This window comes from Sulfurospirillum halorespirans DSM 13726 (assembly GCF_001723605.1).
Classification (GTDB): domain Bacteria; phylum Campylobacterota; class Campylobacteria; order Campylobacterales; family Sulfurospirillaceae; genus Sulfurospirillum; species Sulfurospirillum halorespirans.
Window position 1 is genome coordinate 75,675 of the sequence record NZ_CP017111.1, and the last position, 15,766, is coordinate 91,440.

The window sequence follows — 15,766 nt, forward strand, 5'->3', positions numbered from 1 at the left end:
ATAGTATTTATTTAAGTACGAGATCAACACCTAAAAGGTTATTAAAACCCGTGTATGCTCTGATCTCTTTACGCCAATTCTTTTCTAAAATTGATCTTTCACTTGCTTTGTTATAGCAATTAGCGTAATGGGTATCACCCATCGCCACATTAAAAAAAAAGCCACTTGCAATACCACTAAAAAACAGAATTAAGATCATAAAACCTTGTACGACTTGATTTTTTGGTTTTAAAAGCATTGTTTGCAATTTATGTGAAAGGTAAACACTAATTGCCAACATTACAACGATAAATAAAGCAAAAAGGATTAAAGCTGTAATAATGTTTGCGTCTGCTGTACCATGTCCTAAAACAGAGTCGGCACTTGCACCACAACGAATATCTCTTGTAAGGTCAAAAAATACTGGATCAGGGTAAAACGCGATAAAAGGGATAGTAAAAAGACCAAAGGCAAAAATGAGTTTTAATGTTAACGAAATCAATTTTGTTTTACTGTTCGGCATTATAAATTCATTCTGTTTTGTCATTTATATAAAAAAAATATATATGCATATAGCTGAATAGATGGCAAGAAACAAAATCATTTGTTTGACGGTAAAATCAGTTTTCCATTTTCTATAAGCTTTCTCGAGCATATAAATACAAATAAACACTACGAGCGTTGTGAGCATTAAAAAATACCACCTATACTCAAATGTCGTAATGACCCATTTCGGCTTAAAAAGCTCAACTAAAAAAAGTGTAAAAACAAGCGCTATCCATCCCCATAGAATTATTTTCGCATGCAAGGATAGGAAGAAAGATGAAAGATACTTATGGCTATCGTCATCTGCAAGACAAGATATTTTTGGGATAGTATAATTATTTACTGTGTCAACATTTGCATTGAATGCTACACCAGTAGTGTGATCGTGTAGGGTTGCGCTACTAAAGTTATTATTGACTACTTGATTAGGAAGATCAGACATTTTTATTCCTTTGATTGAATCATTTGAAACAATAAAGCATGTAGTTTGTTTTGATCATCTTGATATTTTTTGCATAGTTCTTTGAAAAGAGTTTTTGCAAAATCATCACATGGCAAGAAATCACCTTCTTGATTCGCAGATAATGATATTTTATTGGTTGATCCAATTTCAACACCAGTCGCATTCCCTGATAAAGTTGAATTTTGAAAATTATTTATTTGAGAATGATCATTTTTGAATAGTATTGATAAAATTTCTGGATTTTCTTCTGCTACTTTTTCTACTAATGCACCAATAGCATTTCGACTGCGCCATCCACTAATAGTTGATTGTGTTGTTGATAATTTTTCAGCAAGTTCAGTGATAGTCTTAATATTGTAATGTTTAATAAGCTTTTGAATTAATATCTCAATATTCAATATATATCCTTTTATTTAATTGCATATTTCAATATTATTCTTGACAAGTATTTAATTATGAGATAAAATACAATTTAAAATATTGATAATTTATTAAAATATTCGTTATTTTATCAAAAAGCCGTTTAAAATACAAAAATATGGAGGAAAAATAAAACTAGGAGTAAATTATTGATAAAACATTTTCCCTATCAACGACCAAGCAGTTAGGGAAAATGCTAACACCGTTCTGAGTTGAGGGTGTGGTCTGCAATTCTACCACAAATCCCTCTGATTGTTAAAAATTCAAAATTTGAAAAATACACAAAGGGATACTATGGCCAAAAAATACTACTGGTTAAAGCTACCAAACAACTTTTTTGTTGACCCAAAGATCAAAAAACTTCGCCGTATCGCTGGCGGTGACACCTACGTCATTATCTTTCTAAAAATGATGTTGTTAGTCATTAATACTAACGGCATTCTTGAATTTGAAGGCATCGAAAAAACGTTGGAAGATGAGTTGTCTTTAAAGCTTGATGAGGATGAGAATAACGTGAAAGTTGTCCTAGCCTTTTTAAGTTCTAATGGAGAGCTAGAGGAAGTTTCAGATGAAGCCTTTTTATTGCAACGTGTTCCTGATCTTATCGGTAAGGAAGGCGATAGCGCCGAGAGAATGCGAAAGTTAAGAGAGCGTCAAAACGTAGGTGAAATACCATTAACGTCACATTGTGACGGCTATGTGACAAGAAGTGACACAGAGAAAGAGAAAGATATAGAGAAAGAGATAAAACCCTCTCTCTTTCTCTCTCCCACTCCAGAAAGAAAAGAGAGATTTGATTTAAAGTATCTCAATAAGTTCAGGGAAGAACTTATCACTACATGCCCTACTTTCGCGTTCAGCCTTCAAGGGAAGATGGGTTATTCGAGTAATCATCTTGGCTTTTGTATCAAGGGCGGTTACATCTTTGATCTCCACACCAATAAAATCGTTAAAAGCACTGAGAGCTTTGAGATTTGGCAATACCTCTACCACGTAAAAACTCATGTTCTTGATCTCGCACAAATACAAGCACAAAACCAACATAAGGAAGAAAACTATGCAAACAACAATCAGTGAAAACGCAGCCAAAATCCTAGCGGAACTTAACTCAAACCCTGTTTTTAAAAAGCTCATTTGTCTAAATCAAAAGCAAGCGGCCGAAGCAATCGGCGTTAGCTCAACGACTTTGAGTTTGTTACGCCGAGATGGTTTAGGTCCACAATTTATCAAGGTGACACAGAGAGGTAAGAGAGCTAGAGTCCTTTATACAAAGTTAGAACTAGCCGAGTGGCTTTCTCGCAGCACCATTAAAACCATGTAAGAGGTGTGTGATGAAACATGAAAACACAGATATTTTATTAAGACGATTAGAAGAGCTTGAAAATAAGGTTGACAGGCTTACGCAATCAGAGATGTCATCAGATCTTTTTCTTGAGTTTCGCTTCCTTTTTCAAGGTGAGCAGATCCTAACCGGCATTTGTGATACTACGGCTTGCAATGGAATTATCAAAAAGAAATTTAGTGTTCTAAAGGCTCAATATGCACTTACGCGCAAAGGTCGTGCTGAGTTTGTCGTGTGCTTAGTAAGTAAAAATGATCGAGCTTCTACAATCAGCGAGTTTTATATCTCGGGTGAAAGCTTCATGAAAATCACTGGATTTATACCGAATGTGGAAGAATTCTTCGAGTTTGATAACTCGTTTAAAGCGTATTGCGCCTCGCTGGATCAAAGTGAAAAAAGGAGTGAGCAATGCGCTTCTTAGTATTGTTTTTATTCCCGTTATTTCTTTTTGCTGATGTTGCAAGTGAGAAAGATACGTTAGCGGATTCGCTCTTTACGGCTAATGATGCTATCGTCACACCTGGTACATGTTCATTTTCATGCCGAGCTGTTGCTGATGGTTATGTAACGCAGATCATCGATTTTGATGCGAAAAGCGGTACAACACATTGTGAGGTGTATAGTCGCAATAATACAAGTAAAGCTTTGGGTGTAAACGCCAATCAACAAAACCTTACATGTAAAGCGCAAGCAAATAAAAATCCTAGTGATTACTCAGGGCAACTCAAATCTAGCTCCAATACAAATTACCAATTGACGGGCGCGAAATATGAAACGGACTCGATGACGTTTTCACGCTTTCTCACCGGTATGGCAACATTAGATCCGTCCATCATTGATTTTAGTGCGACAAACTCAACCGGCATATTGCAAATTAAAAACTCAAATGTGTTTTACGGAACAAATATCTCAACCACAAGGCAAGAGACGTTTCTATCGTTTTTTGGCGTGGAAGATGCGACGACAAACTCAGAGATTGTTTCGAGTGTTGATAGCCTCAACAAAACGAATCTAGCTTACTTCTCGAACTTATTTTCTAACATGTCGAGTATTTATGCTTACTTGCAAAATCTACTTTTTGCCTTTGTATCAGCATTCTTTATTGTGATCCTTGGATCTAAAAAGCTGCAAGCCTACTTAGCCAAAGAAAATGACAATACGAATTACCTTAGCAAATTGTATATCCCTCTTATTGCGGTCACGTTGTTTTATATTCCAATACCACAAGAGAATAATATGCAAAGCTCATTAATGCAAACGGTGATTCGCAATTTCATGGCGACGAGTACAAAGATTGCCGATAAAGCGGCTGTAATAGGTGTTAATACCTATCTCCAAAAACTTTACTCTAGCGTTGGCGCAAATACAATGCAAGGTGAAGCGACGATCTATTCGTTACGAGATAGTGCAAAGGCTCAACGTGATCTTTACGCTAATGTAATGCAACAATGCAAGAGCCGTTTTCCGGATGCAATGACGTTTCAAGTAAGTGATGCGGATTTAGCACAGAAGAGCATTTTTAATTTAAACCAAGTAAAAGAAGGAGTCACCGCTAAAGCGTGCAGATCTATTGAACGCAAATGGTTAATTGCTTCAAAGACTTTCGCGCAACAAAGCAAATACGCGGATCAAATAGCGCAAAGCTTTGGCAATAACGCATTGCAAAGCAAGCTCAATAGCATCAATACATTCCTCAATAATCGTCAAACAGAGCTCGGATGGATCAATGCGGCATTTATCCCCTCGGCCGCAATACTTATTGAGATGACGCCACTTATCGAAGTCGGCAAAAGTGGCATTACGCAAGACCAAGAAAGCAATCAAGAGAAAATTCGTAATGCGTATGCCTCTGGTGATGAAGAAAAAAGTTTACTTGAGAAGATCAAAACCGAGGGTGGTAGTTTATTTGGCGCAGTTATGGCAAAGATGACCTATATGATCTTACCTGGGGTGAATACAATTTTTCAAGTGTTTAATTCTGTAATCTCTGGTGGCGTTGAGATGCTCACATTCATCGCAACATTTTTTAGTCCAATTGGTGGTAAAGCATTTTCGTTTATCTCCAAAGGTGGGGGTGCTGCAACGATACAGTTAGCAAGTCTCGTTTTGGCGGCCATGTTTGTTGGATTGATCCTCAAATATATTCCATTGATCACGTCGATGATCGCCGGGATTCTTGCGGTGGTTGGATGGTTATTTGAGCTAACCCAGTATTTCTTCATCACACCGTTTGTTGTTGCGTACGCCGTGACAATGCGCAAGACGGACAAAATTAGCGAGTATCTTGTCACTGGTATCGTGATCTTTTTTAAGCCGGTACTCCTCGTTATTTTCATTTATCTTGGACTCTTTTTGTACTACCTCTGCATGGACGTTTTCGTCATGTTCGCGGAAGAACAATTCTATCTTTTGGATGCTATCAATCAGAGCTTTTTTGTGGCGATGGTGTTGCAACTTTCACTAGGACTAATCAAAATAACTTCGTCTTTTGCGGCCGTGTATCTCATGTGGAAAGTGATCTTATCTGCACCTGGTCACGTGATCAAAATGATCGGATTGCACAATGTCGGTGACTTCCTCGAGCCAATTTCCAATAAGCTCGAAAGACAATCTCTCGTATAAAAAATAAGGAGTGAGCAATGAAAAAACAACAAGGCAATAGAGTGATTGAAACCTTTTTAAAATCGGCCACCTGGGCGATACCCGTCTTTGCTTTTCTAGCATGGTATCCCAAAAAGCTTATTGACGTACCTCATTTAATCGTACCGAATGATGTAGGCGCATTACTTTTGATGTACGGCTATTGGATCATACTAGGATTTACCGTAATTATCCTTTCGGATTTTTTTGATTTTGGTATTAAAGATTTTGATGAGATCAAAGGATACATGGTTACCAAACATTGGTTTTGGTTATTGAGTGGTATCGGTCATATTTTAGGGTTTTTCGCATGGAAGATCTTTTGGCCTGGCGGCTTGTACTAAGGAGTAAACAATGAAACCAGAAACAGCGGAACAAACATATCAATTTTTCGAGGAAGCGCAGATCGTGTTATCTACGCTCGAGGATCATATAGCGGCATTTAACCGTGCCTCTAAAGTTTTTGAAAAGACGACGAGTGATTTTGCAAAAGTCGAAAAGAGCATCGATGAAATCGGTGCAAAAATCGCAGAAAAAATTCAAGTGAAAACTATTCAAGCCTATTTATTAGGCTCGGTGGCAGAGCTTGAGAGTGTCACAAAAGACCTAAAAAGGCGTAAGCATGAAGAACGTTCTACGTTGAAGATCGTTTTTGCTTCAACGTGCCTTTCTGTGCTTGTAACAAGCCTTGTTTTTATAGCGTTTGAAGCGGCCAATAAACCACTTCTCAATCTTGTCTATCAACTTGTTCATTAAGGAGAACACCATGAAAAATATCGCGATCATTAATACCAAAGGTGGCGTAGGAAAAAGTACCCTCGCCTTTCACGTTTTACCGGCTATTTTAGCGGATAGAAATTTCGAGATTATCGAGATCGATAATAACAATAAAACAACGACGGCGTTTATGAATACAAAAATTTTAAAAGACAAGATAACCTCGTTAAATATCGCAGAGGGAACGCAAAAGCTTGAGGAACTCGTTGTTACTAATATGCTCGATGAAGATAAAATCAGCGTTATTGATGCCGGCGGCGGTGATGATTCATTGAAAGTGATCCATTCGTTTATCGATCAAGATTTGATCGCCGATACGCTTTTTATCATCCCTTTTATGCCTGACTTTGTGCAGCTTAAAAATTTGGTCGATACGTATAACGTTTTACCATCCGAAGCAAAGATCCTCGTTGTGTTAAATAATGCGGATCTCAGTGATCCTGATCATCTTATGTTCGTCAAGGGTAACGAGGACTTTGAGATACCGGATATCTCATCTACCTTTACGCACTTTGCTGTTTGCCCTAAAAGCCCACTTTTTTCTTATGCCGCTTCACGCAATAAAGAGACGATCAAAGATCTTGCCCTACTCGCAAGCCAATTCACCCAAACAGAGATCCTGGACTACGCAAAGGTGAAAACCAAAGCAAATAGAGACTCCATGACGAAAATTTACCGCAATTGGAAAATCTCACGTAACGCAAAAGCGTATCTTGAGAGTGAAGCAATCGTGCAGCTAAAAAGCATCATTTTGGGAGAGCAAGCATGAAGTTTCAAGATTGGATTGCAAAGAACACGCCCTTAAAGCGTGTCTCTTCCCTGAAGCCTTATCGAGACGAAATTCAAAAGCTTGTGAGTTTGAATTACACACTAACGCAGATCACAGAGTATTTACGAGACGTAAGAGATATTGAGATATCAAGGCAAAGCGTGAAAAAGTTTTTGGCAAGCAAAACAGCTCAAGATAAACCGGTTAAAGCGGAAAAAAGTGAAACGTCGAAAGTGAGTTTGGAAGATAAGTTCAAGGGCTTTTTATAAGCCCGATGCAACCACATGTAACCGTGAGGCAACCAATAGTAACCGAATGTAATCAAATGCAACTCAGCGTAACCGAGATGTAAGTCAAAGGTAACCTCGTGCTACCAAGAAGTAACCAAGAGGAAACCGAGAAAACATTCACACCCAACGCCACGTTAATGGCACGAGGTGAAAAAAAGACGAAAAAGAGGCAAAAATGCTTTCAATTGCAAATATGAATAGCGCACAAGCGGCTCATTATCATGCAAAAGATCAAAACTATTATCAGCAAGACAAAGAGACAAGCGTGTGGACTGGCAAAGGTGCTGAACGCTTAGGTTTGAGCGGAGAGATTGATATTAAACAGTTTGAGCGATTGTGTTACGGTATTCATCCGAGTGAAGAACGCACTCTTGTTGATATCAGTGAAAGAGCGGGAACGGATCTAACCTTTTCCGCTCCAAAATCCGCATCGATCTTATGTGAATTAGGTGATGAACGTACCAATCAACTCATACGTACAGCGCATGATCAAGCGGTGCAAACCACACTATCATTTGTAGAAGATCATTATGCTCAAACGAGAGAACAAAAGGACGGGCATAGAGAAGCAATTTCTACTGGTAATCTCATCATCGCTAAATTTCAGCACGATACCAGCAGAGAGAATGACCCATCATTGCATACGCATTGCTTTATCGTCAATGCAACGCAAAAAGAGAACGGTGAATGGCGAGCGTTGCACAATGATCAACTCTTCACTCACAAAATGTTTTTAGGTCAGACGTATCGCAATGAATTGGCCAAAAATCTTAGAGAGCAAGGATTCGCTATTGAGATTACGAATGCCAAAGAGGGATTCTTTGAAATTAAAGGTGTTTCCAAAGAGTTGATCAGTGAATTTTCACAACGTCGTGAGCAAGTCCTCAAGAAATACCAAGAGTTGAAAAAGCAATATCCTGGTCTCGAGGAAGAAAAGCTCAAAGAGATGGCAACAACCGGCAGCCGAAACGTGAAAGATAAAAACGCTGATCGCAGCGTTATTAAATCTAACAATATCGAAAGAGCCAAAACTATTCTCGCCGGTAAAGATTTGATATATTTGAATCAGCTCAATAGCTCACATGCCAATCATGAACAGCAAAAATTAACGGCTAAAGATGCGGTGGATCTTTCGATTCGTATTCAAAGCGAAAAGACGAGTGTATTTAATCGTGAAGATGTGATGAAAAACGCAATGAAGCTTTCGTTAGGCGAGCATTCACTTAGTGCGATGCAGAGTGCTTTTGATGATCATGTCAATGAGCGATCGATTGTGCAACTGGATCAAAATGCTTACTCTACACCAGAGCTCTTGCAAAAGGAGTTTGAGATTGTTGCAATGGCAAAAAACCGCACAGATCCTTTAATCTCTGCTCAACACGTGGAGCAATATCTAAGCCATACGCCTTATAACCTCACAAAAGGACAACAAGAAGCGTATGCGCAGATTCTCACAAGCAATGAGTCTATTTCAGTGATTCAGGGCGATGCAGGTACGGGTAAAACGTTTATGCTTAAGGCCGTCAGGGAAACGCTTGAGAGTCAAAAGCAAAGTAGCAATCTCAGAGGAGTTGCATTTACCGGGAAAGCTAGTGAAGAGCTTGAGCGTGAAAGTGGTATTCCCTCTACGACACTGCACGCTTTTTTTGTGAATCCACCGGCAGAAAAGAATATGGTTTATGTTGTCGATGAGGCTTCAATGGTCAGTTCGTTACAGATGCACCACTTATGTGAAGTTGCTAGAGAAAACCATTCAAAAATTGTGTTTATCGGTGATCAAAAGCAATTTCAATCTCTAGGTGCTGGCAATATGTTCTCGCAGCTTCAAAAGCAAAGTGATATTCGTATCGTTGAGATGACAGAAAATAAACGCGCGCAAACAGAATTGATGCGATCGCTTTATTCATCTATCAAGAGCAAAGATTTGGAAGAGGCGTTTGGCATTTTGGAAAAGCATCAACGACTTCATGAAACGACAGATCTCGAGAAGATAAAAAACGAATACCTCAAAGATCGTCATGATACGTTACTTCTCGTTGATACGAACGCGAATCGTAGAGCTTTAAACGAGTTAATCAGAGCAGATCTCGTCGCTCAGAATGAAGTAACACAATCTCAACCGTTATCTATCAAAGAGGCAATAAATCTAAATGAGATTGAAAAGCACTACTCGAGCAATTACCAAGTAGGCCAAATTGTTGTCGCACAAAATGCGTTTCAAGGATTTAGCGCTGGGCAAGAAGCGATGATCACCACGATTGATCATCAAGCCAATACGATTACCGTTATGAAAGATGAGCAAAGGATCAAAATAGATCTAAGTAAAGCTCATGCTCAAGCAATTCAAACCTTTGCTATCAAAGAAAAAGCGTTTGGTATCGGCGACAAAATCGTTTTTACAAAAAACAATCGAAACCTCAAGTTTAGAAATGGTGAGGCTGCTGTGATCCAAGCAATTCATGGGAATATCATCAAAGTGCAAAAGGGAAATAAAGAGTTGGCGTTTGATGCTTCCAAGTATCCTTATATCGATCATGGATACGTGATTACAGCGCATAAAAGCCAAGGTCAAACTACTAGTAGGGTTATCGCTTTCACGAATGCACAAATGGCCAATTTAAACCGCTTCTACGTGCAAATTACCAGGGCAAAATGTGATGCCTTGATCTATACCAACAGCATAGCAACACTCAAGGAGAATACACAAAAAACACAAATTAAAACAAGTACCCTAGATTATTTTAGGTCGGCAATGCAGCATGAGGCACATACAAATCATAACTACGAAAGGACATTCAATGAGCAAAAAGAACGAAGAATATCAAGAGGATCAACTCTTTCAATACTGGGAGACTATTGCACAAAGTGCAAAATTGCACTCGCAGATCTTAGCCGACATCTTGGCTTATTTAAAAGAGATCGATCAGAGGCTTCAAGCACTCGAGGCAAAGATCAAATGAAAAATATCTTACTTAAAAATGAGCGCGAAAAAGCAGCTCAATCCAGAACACAATCACGAGAAAGGAGATAGTAATGTCAACGATTTTATTATGTTTATTGTTTAATGCCGGTGCTTTATGGGTGTTCCAAAAAAATCTTCCAATACCAGGCGGCGCAGTCTTTATTCTACTTTGTATTGCGGAGTATCTAGCTTGGGCATTTATCTTTAAAATGCAAGAGTCGATCAATGGACGTATTTTTGATGATAAGGCGTGGGTAATGGGAAGTTATCCCAATTACTATGAGCAAACGGAAGGCAATCGATGGACGGCTTCCCAACGAGTTAAAGAAATTATGTCAAAAGGTGAATTGTTTCTGGATCAGTTTCGATTTGATGATAGCGTTTTATATCGTTTATCAACGGTTTATGGGTTTGAAAAACGATTTAGTAATTTTGAGTGTTATACAGATCCGACAGACTTTACTCAGTCGGGGATTATATTTGGAGGTATGGGATCAGGAAAAACAGAATTTTACCACTCTACTATCGCTCAAGATAAGTTCGATCGTGTCATTGCCTATGATACAAAAGGTGATCTTGTTCAAAAGCATTATAGCTCGTTGAAAGATATCATCCTCAACCCGTATGATCAACGAAGTCATATTTGGAATCCTTTTGAGGAAGCTAAAACGAGTCCTTTTGTGACAGAGATCTTTTTAACCAATCTTTTCAATGCGTTAAGCGGCACGCAAAAAGACTTTTTTAGCGCAAGTTCCAAACAACGCTATATGAAGCTTTTTAACGATATTCTTTACAACAATAGTGAACTTTCATCGAATGAGCAGTTTGATCTTTTCATTCAGCAGCTTAAAGAGTATTTCGAAGAAAATAAAAATCATGAAAGACGTAGTGAAGCAGATGTTGCCAGTACGATGCATTTGACGTTTGAATTTTTTGATTATATGAACTTTTGTATTCAAAATGGCAGCCCTACTTTTACGATTAAAGAATATCTCTCTCGTAAGAGCTGCAAGCTCTTCTTACTCTCGAGGGATGATCAGCGCTCAAAACTTACCCCGTTTTTTACCGGCTTTTTGGCCGCTTTAACGGCTGTCATGTTAAGCCAAGAAGATCAAAAAACCTCTCTCACTCTCTTTGCTCTTGATGAGTACCTCTCTTTTGCTCAAAACCTCGATAGTGAAACGATCGAGGGGTTACATACCAGGATCAGAAGTAAAGGCGGTTGTTTGCTCCCTGGTGTACAATATTTCCCAGAGCAAAGCAACAAAGCGGACAGTGCTCAAGGGATTACGCAAAAGATGTTAAACTCAGCTGCATATTGGTTTTTATTTCAAGGTGTGGATGAATATACACTTAAAAAAATCAATAATACAATCGGTAAAGTACGTTATAGAAAAGAGCAGATTAGAGAGCAACTTACTGCTGATCCGTTGAATCGTAAAAATTACCAAATCGAAGAAGCGGATCTGCTAAATACCAGTTTGTTTCAATCGTTAGGCCAAAATTATGAGCATATCACGTTTGTGCCGTCGAAACGTATTTTGTATAAAGGGTATACGCCAAGAGCGGAGTTGCCAAGTAAAAAAGCGAACTATGTTCAAAGTGAGAATATCGAAAAATATTATCGGGAGGGACGGGTATAGCTTCAAGATAGGGGAATTCCCCTATCTTTTAAACAAGAGCAATCGTTAGTTTTTTGCCTAGAGCTTGGCTAGCTGAAATTAATGTTGTAAGTGTTAATGATTCGTTTGAGGGGCTTAATAATCGATCAACCGCAGCCCTGCTTGTGTGCATCATTTGTGCCAGTTTTGTTTTAGAAATTTTTTGAACTTTCATTTCTTGTTCTAATTGATAAGCAATGATTCTTTTAATAGCAGCATCATTCACTTCCTCATAGATACCTTCTTCTCTCAAAAATTCATCAAAATCACTTTTCATATTTGGTTGTAGTTTCATTTTATATCCTTTAATCTACTTAAAGCTAAATCAAGATCGCTTTTTTCTGTCTTTTGCGTTTTTTTAATAAATGCATGCAGCAGTACCATGTATTCGTCGATAACAGCGAATATAACTCTTGCAATTCTTTTGTCTGATATATTGCTTCTCACTTCAAAAAGCTTTTTACCGAGACCCTTACATGTAGGCATACCTATTGGCCATCCATACTCTACCGTTTTAATATCCTCACCAATGATTTTTCGATCATCTTTGGCAAGAGATAATAGCCATTCTCTAACGGGTTTATTTCCGTTACTTGTTTCATAAAATATAGAAGAGATCTTTTTCATAACGAAATTGTACCAAAAATGATACATAAAGGTCAATAGTTTAATTAGCTATTGGATGGATTGCAATAGATTTTTTAAGAGAAATATTGAATTGCCAAATTGGCTTTGTTGGAAATAGGTTGGAAAGAAGCTTTTTCGATTTTTCTTAAATTGCTTTAGAATATCGATAAAATGGGAGTTTTGAAGGAATTTAAGGATTGGTGGCCGGGAGAGAGGGATTTGAACCCCCGGAGGTATAACCCTCAACGGTTTTCAAGACCGCCGCATTAAGCCGCTCTGCCATCTCCCGACAGAAAATTTGTAGATGATACATAATACAAAGGTGGAGGCGACACCCGGATTTGAACCGGGGATCAAGGCTTTGCAGGCCCATGCCTTACCGCTTGGCTATATCGCCACCGTATTCTCTATATCGAGGTGGTGCCCGGAGCCGGATTTGAACCGGCACACCCAAACGGGCGAGGGATTTTAAGTCCCTTGCGTCTACCAGTTTCGCCATCCGGGCAACGCGTTTCTTTTTAAGATTAAACTAAATGGAGCGGGAAACGAGGTTCGAACTCGCGACCCCGACCTTGGCAAGGTCGTGCTCTACCACTGAGCTATTCCCGCATCTAAAAAAGAGATGAGAGTATAGCAGTTTTTTTTCGCAATGTAAAGTGCTATAGGCTAAATTCTTTACATGTAAGCTTTTTTAGAGCGGTTTTGCTATAATCTAATAAAATTTTTAAGGAATAATTGATGCGTAGTGATCAAGTCAAAAAAGGGTACAACAGAGCACCACACCGAAGTTTGTTTCGAGCAACAGGTCTAAAAGATGAAGATTTTAACAAACCATTCATTGGAGTCGCAAACTCGTATATTGATATTATTCCTGGTCACTTTTTCTTACACGAATACGGACAAATCATCAAAGATGAGATTCGCAAGAACGGCTGTGTGCCATTTGAGTTCAATACCATTGGTGTCGATGATGGTATTGCCATGGGGCATGATGGTATGCTCTACTCGCTTCCAAGTCGTGAGTTGATCGCTAACTCTATCGAAACAATGATGAACGCACATATGTTGGACGCGATGATTTGTATTCCTAACTGCGACAAGATAGTACCAGGTATGATTATGGGTGCGCTTCGTGTCAATGTTCCAACAGTATTTGTGAGCGGTGGACCAATGAAAAAAGGGTACACCAAAGAGGGAACACCGATTGACTTAACGACGGCTTTTGAAGCTGTTGGTAAGTTTGAGAAAGGCGATATGAGTGAAGCAGAGCTCACTGATATTGAGTGCAATGCGTGTCCAAGCGGAGGTTCATGTTCGGGTATGTTTACCGCCAATAGTATGAATACCTTGATGGAAGCAATGGGAATTGCCCTTCCTGGTAACGGTACGATCCCAGCTTTAACACCTGAGCGTGAAGTGCTTTTACGCGCTGCTGCGAAACGTATTTGTGAGATTGCTATCGATGATCGCTTTAAACTTCGTAATATTTTGAATGAAAAAGCGGTTCGCAATGCCTTTGCTGTCGATATGGCAATGGGTGGAAGTTCTAATACCGTACTTCATATGTTAGCCATTGCCAAAGAAGCAGGTGTTAATTTTGCGATCAAAGACATTAATGAGATCAGCAAGAATGTTTCGCATATCGCAAAAATTGCTCCTTCGCTTTCAACGGTTCACATGGAAGACATCAATCGTGCGGGTGGTGTGAGCGCGGTTATGAAAGAGGTGAGTCGTCGTGATAATGGCATTTTACATTTGGATAATTTAACTGTAACGGGTGAAACGATTGGTGAGCGCATTGCCAATGCTGAGATCAAAGATACTACGATTATTCACACACTTGAAAATCCTTATTCAAAAGTGGGTGGGCTTGCGATCTTATTTGGCAATTTAGCCGAAGAAGGGTGTGTTATTAAAACGGCTGGTATTGTGGGTGGACGTCAATTCATTGGTAAAGCGGTCTGTTTCGACTCACAACAAGAAGCGCTTGCGGGCATCATGGGTGGAAAAGTAAACAAAGGAGATGTTGTTGTTATTCGCTATGAAGGCCCTCGTGGAGGGCCGGGTATGCAAGAGATGCTTGCTCCTACGAGTTTAATCATGGGAATGGGACTCGGTGCTGATGTGGCACTGATCACTGATGGGCGCTTTTCTGGAGCAACCAGAGGGCTTAGCATTGGTCACGTAAGCCCAGAGGCGGCTGAGGGGGGGCTTATCGGTCTTATTCAAGATGGCGATACCATACAGATCGATGTGGATGCCTATACGATTGAAGCGTTGATCGATGAAGATGAACTTGCACGTCGCAAAGCAGCCTTTAAACCCAAAGTAAAAACGATTCAAGGAAGTTGGTTGAAACAGTACCGACAACTCGTCACCAATGCAAGCAGCGGCGCTGTTTTAAAGACTGATGCGTAATGACTGAATTTTTTAATTTATTGCTCCAACATACCATCACGATGATGGCGATTGTGGATCCTTTAGGAGTGAGTGCGATTATGCTCTCACTTTTGCCTCAAAGTACAACCAAAGAGCATATCAATAAAATTGCAGCGAAAGCGACGATGACGATTATCGTGGCTTTCTTTGTGGTTTTACTTACAGGTAATTTCTTGCTCAATCTGTTTGGTATTGAAATCGATTCACTCAAAGTCATGGGTGGCATTATCTTACTTTTAACAGCGATCAAAATGGTGCAAGGCTCGATGGAGTCGAAAAATCAAACCGAAGAAGAGCGCGAAGAAGCGATTAAAAATGATGAATTTTCGGTGATTCCTTTGGGGGTTCCTATTACGTTTGGACCTGGTATTTTTGCAACGATCATCATTTTACGAGGGCATAGCGAAGGCGTTGCTTCGATTGTGGCACTTATTATTGCTTATCTGATTGTCGCGCTGAGTGTTTATCTTGCCTTTAAAAACAGCATTTACATTCGCCACTATCTTGGTATTACGGGGCAAAAGATCGTGAGTCGTTTGATGGGACTCATTGTTGGAGCGATTGCAGTGCAGTTTATTGTGGGTGGTGTGAGTGTGCTAGCGAAACATTACATGTAAGGATTTTTCATGAACCAAGGTGGCTGGAGCTGTCCGCATGATGTGGAAGGGATGTGTGACATTATTCACAAAGAGTGTGATCCTGGAGATCGCGGGTGTGTTTTGTATGGAAAAGCAAAATTTTCCTGTGAAGATTCACCTTCTAATGAAGCCTTTGAAAAGCGCATGGAGCGCAAAATGCGTGAAATGTTAGGCGATGACACGAAAGCATAATAGATTTGGATTATTGTCAAT

At 39.4% G+C, this 15,766-nt stretch carries 18 protein-coding genes and 4 tRNA genes; 13 read left to right on the forward strand and 9 right to left on the reverse strand.

Annotated elements, in window-relative coordinates; genetic code table 11:
- Positions 1–7: 7 nt before the first annotated feature.
- Genes SHALO_RS00340 through SHALO_RS00350 form a run of 3 tightly spaced genes read right to left on the reverse strand, consistent with a single transcriptional unit; the run spans position 8 to position 1,386 of the window.
- On the reverse strand, positions 8–502 hold the full coding sequence (locus tag SHALO_RS00340) for a hypothetical protein (RefSeq protein ID WP_069476877.1): 495 nt from the start codon (positions 500–502) through the stop codon (positions 8–10).
- Positions 503–526: 24 nt separating this feature from the next.
- A complete protein-coding gene (locus SHALO_RS00345; protein ID WP_069476878.1) occupies positions 527–967 on the reverse strand; it encodes a hypothetical protein in 441 nt (146 codons plus the stop codon).
- Between the two features lie 2 nt (positions 968–969).
- Positions 970–1,386: a helix-turn-helix domain-containing protein gene (locus tag SHALO_RS00350; protein WP_069476879.1), complete on the reverse strand. Its 417-nt coding sequence runs from the start codon at positions 1,384–1,386 to the stop codon at positions 970–972.
- A 316-nt stretch (positions 1,387–1,702) separates the two neighbouring features.
- Here SHALO_RS00350 and SHALO_RS00355 point away from each other — a divergent pair, with 316 nt between their 5' ends.
- From SHALO_RS00355 to SHALO_RS00400, 10 genes are all read left to right on the forward strand, one after another.
- Positions 1,703–2,485, forward strand: a complete 783-nt coding sequence (locus SHALO_RS00355) for a phage replisome organizer N-terminal domain-containing protein (protein WP_069476880.1) — start codon at positions 1,703–1,705, stop codon at positions 2,483–2,485.
- Positions 2,466–2,729, forward strand: a complete 264-nt coding sequence (locus SHALO_RS00360) for a helix-turn-helix transcriptional regulator (protein WP_069476881.1) — start codon at positions 2,466–2,468, stop codon at positions 2,727–2,729. Before SHALO_RS00355 ends, SHALO_RS00360 begins: the two co-directional genes overlap by 20 nt.
- A gap of 10 nt (positions 2,730–2,739) precedes the next feature.
- Positions 2,740–3,171: a hypothetical protein gene (locus tag SHALO_RS00365; protein ID WP_069476882.1), complete on the forward strand. Its 432-nt coding sequence runs from the start codon at positions 2,740–2,742 to the stop codon at positions 3,169–3,171.
- Positions 3,159–5,372 (forward strand): hypothetical protein, encoded by a 2,214-nt coding sequence (locus SHALO_RS00370; protein WP_069476883.1) that lies wholly within the window; start codon positions 3,159–3,161, stop codon positions 5,370–5,372. Before SHALO_RS00365 ends, SHALO_RS00370 begins: the two co-directional genes overlap by 13 nt.
- A gap of 17 nt (positions 5,373–5,389) precedes the next feature.
- Positions 5,390–5,734, forward strand: a complete 345-nt coding sequence (locus SHALO_RS00375) for a hypothetical protein (RefSeq protein ID WP_069476884.1) — start codon at positions 5,390–5,392, stop codon at positions 5,732–5,734.
- A 10-nt stretch (positions 5,735–5,744) separates the two neighbouring features.
- A complete protein-coding gene (locus tag SHALO_RS00380; RefSeq protein ID WP_069476885.1) occupies positions 5,745–6,146 on the forward strand; it encodes a hypothetical protein in 402 nt (133 codons plus the stop codon).
- A 10-nt stretch (positions 6,147–6,156) separates the two neighbouring features.
- Positions 6,157–6,936, forward strand: a complete 780-nt coding sequence (locus SHALO_RS00385) for a nucleotide-binding protein (RefSeq protein WP_069476886.1) — start codon at positions 6,157–6,159, stop codon at positions 6,934–6,936.
- Complete coding sequence (locus SHALO_RS00390; RefSeq protein ID WP_069476887.1) at positions 6,933–7,205, forward strand: hypothetical protein; 273 nt, start codon at positions 6,933–6,935, stop codon at positions 7,203–7,205. The genes SHALO_RS00385 and SHALO_RS00390 overlap by 4 nt, the downstream gene beginning before the upstream one ends.
- A 196-nt stretch (positions 7,206–7,401) precedes the next feature.
- Positions 7,402–10,257 (forward strand): MobF family relaxase, encoded by a 2,856-nt coding sequence (mobF, locus tag SHALO_RS00395; protein WP_069476888.1) that lies wholly within the window; start codon positions 7,402–7,404, stop codon positions 10,255–10,257.
- A 2-nt stretch (positions 10,258–10,259) separates the two neighbouring features.
- Positions 10,260–11,831 (forward strand): type IV secretory system conjugative DNA transfer family protein, encoded by a 1,572-nt coding sequence (locus SHALO_RS00400; RefSeq protein WP_069476889.1) that lies wholly within the window; start codon positions 10,260–10,262, stop codon positions 11,829–11,831.
- A 28-nt stretch (positions 11,832–11,859) separates the two neighbouring features.
- Here the strand turns inward: SHALO_RS00400 and SHALO_RS00405 are convergent, their stop codons facing one another.
- The 6 genes from SHALO_RS00405 to SHALO_RS00430 all read right to left on the reverse strand — a co-directional run bounded on the left by SHALO_RS00405 (position 11,860) and on the right by SHALO_RS00430 (position 13,085).
- Entirely contained in the window at positions 11,860–12,144 is a 285-nt protein-coding gene (locus SHALO_RS00405; RefSeq protein WP_012855844.1) for an XRE family transcriptional regulator, read from the reverse strand.
- Entirely contained in the window at positions 12,141–12,476 is a 336-nt protein-coding gene (locus SHALO_RS00410) for a type II toxin-antitoxin system RelE/ParE family toxin (protein ID WP_069479269.1), read from the reverse strand. The genes SHALO_RS00405 and SHALO_RS00410 overlap by 4 nt, the downstream gene beginning before the upstream one ends.
- A gap of 201 nt (positions 12,477–12,677) precedes the next feature.
- Positions 12,678–12,765: transfer RNA gene (locus SHALO_RS00415), tRNA-Ser, on the reverse strand.
- A 34-nt stretch (positions 12,766–12,799) separates the two neighbouring features.
- Positions 12,800–12,873: transfer RNA gene (locus SHALO_RS00420), tRNA-Cys, on the reverse strand.
- Between the two features lie 21 nt (positions 12,874–12,894).
- Positions 12,895–12,981 (reverse strand) — tRNA-Leu (locus SHALO_RS00425).
- 29 nt (positions 12,982–13,010) lie between these two features.
- Positions 13,011–13,085 (reverse strand) — tRNA-Gly (locus tag SHALO_RS00430).
- Between the two features lie 129 nt (positions 13,086–13,214).
- Between SHALO_RS00430 and ilvD the strand changes: the two genes are divergently transcribed.
- From ilvD to SHALO_RS00445, 3 genes are read left to right on the forward strand one after another with little or no spacing between them, the layout of a single operon-like run.
- On the forward strand, positions 13,215–14,894 hold the full coding sequence (gene ilvD, locus SHALO_RS00435; protein ID WP_069476890.1) for a dihydroxy-acid dehydratase: 1,680 nt from the start codon (positions 13,215–13,217) through the stop codon (positions 14,892–14,894).
- Positions 14,894–15,532 (forward strand): MarC family protein, encoded by a 639-nt coding sequence (locus SHALO_RS00440; RefSeq protein ID WP_069476891.1) that lies wholly within the window; start codon positions 14,894–14,896, stop codon positions 15,530–15,532. The genes ilvD and SHALO_RS00440 overlap by 1 nt, the downstream gene beginning before the upstream one ends.
- A gap of 9 nt (positions 15,533–15,541) precedes the next feature.
- Complete coding sequence (locus SHALO_RS00445) at positions 15,542–15,745, forward strand: hypothetical protein (protein ID WP_069476892.1); 204 nt, start codon at positions 15,542–15,544, stop codon at positions 15,743–15,745.
- The last annotated feature ends 21 nt before the right edge of the window (positions 15,746–15,766 follow it).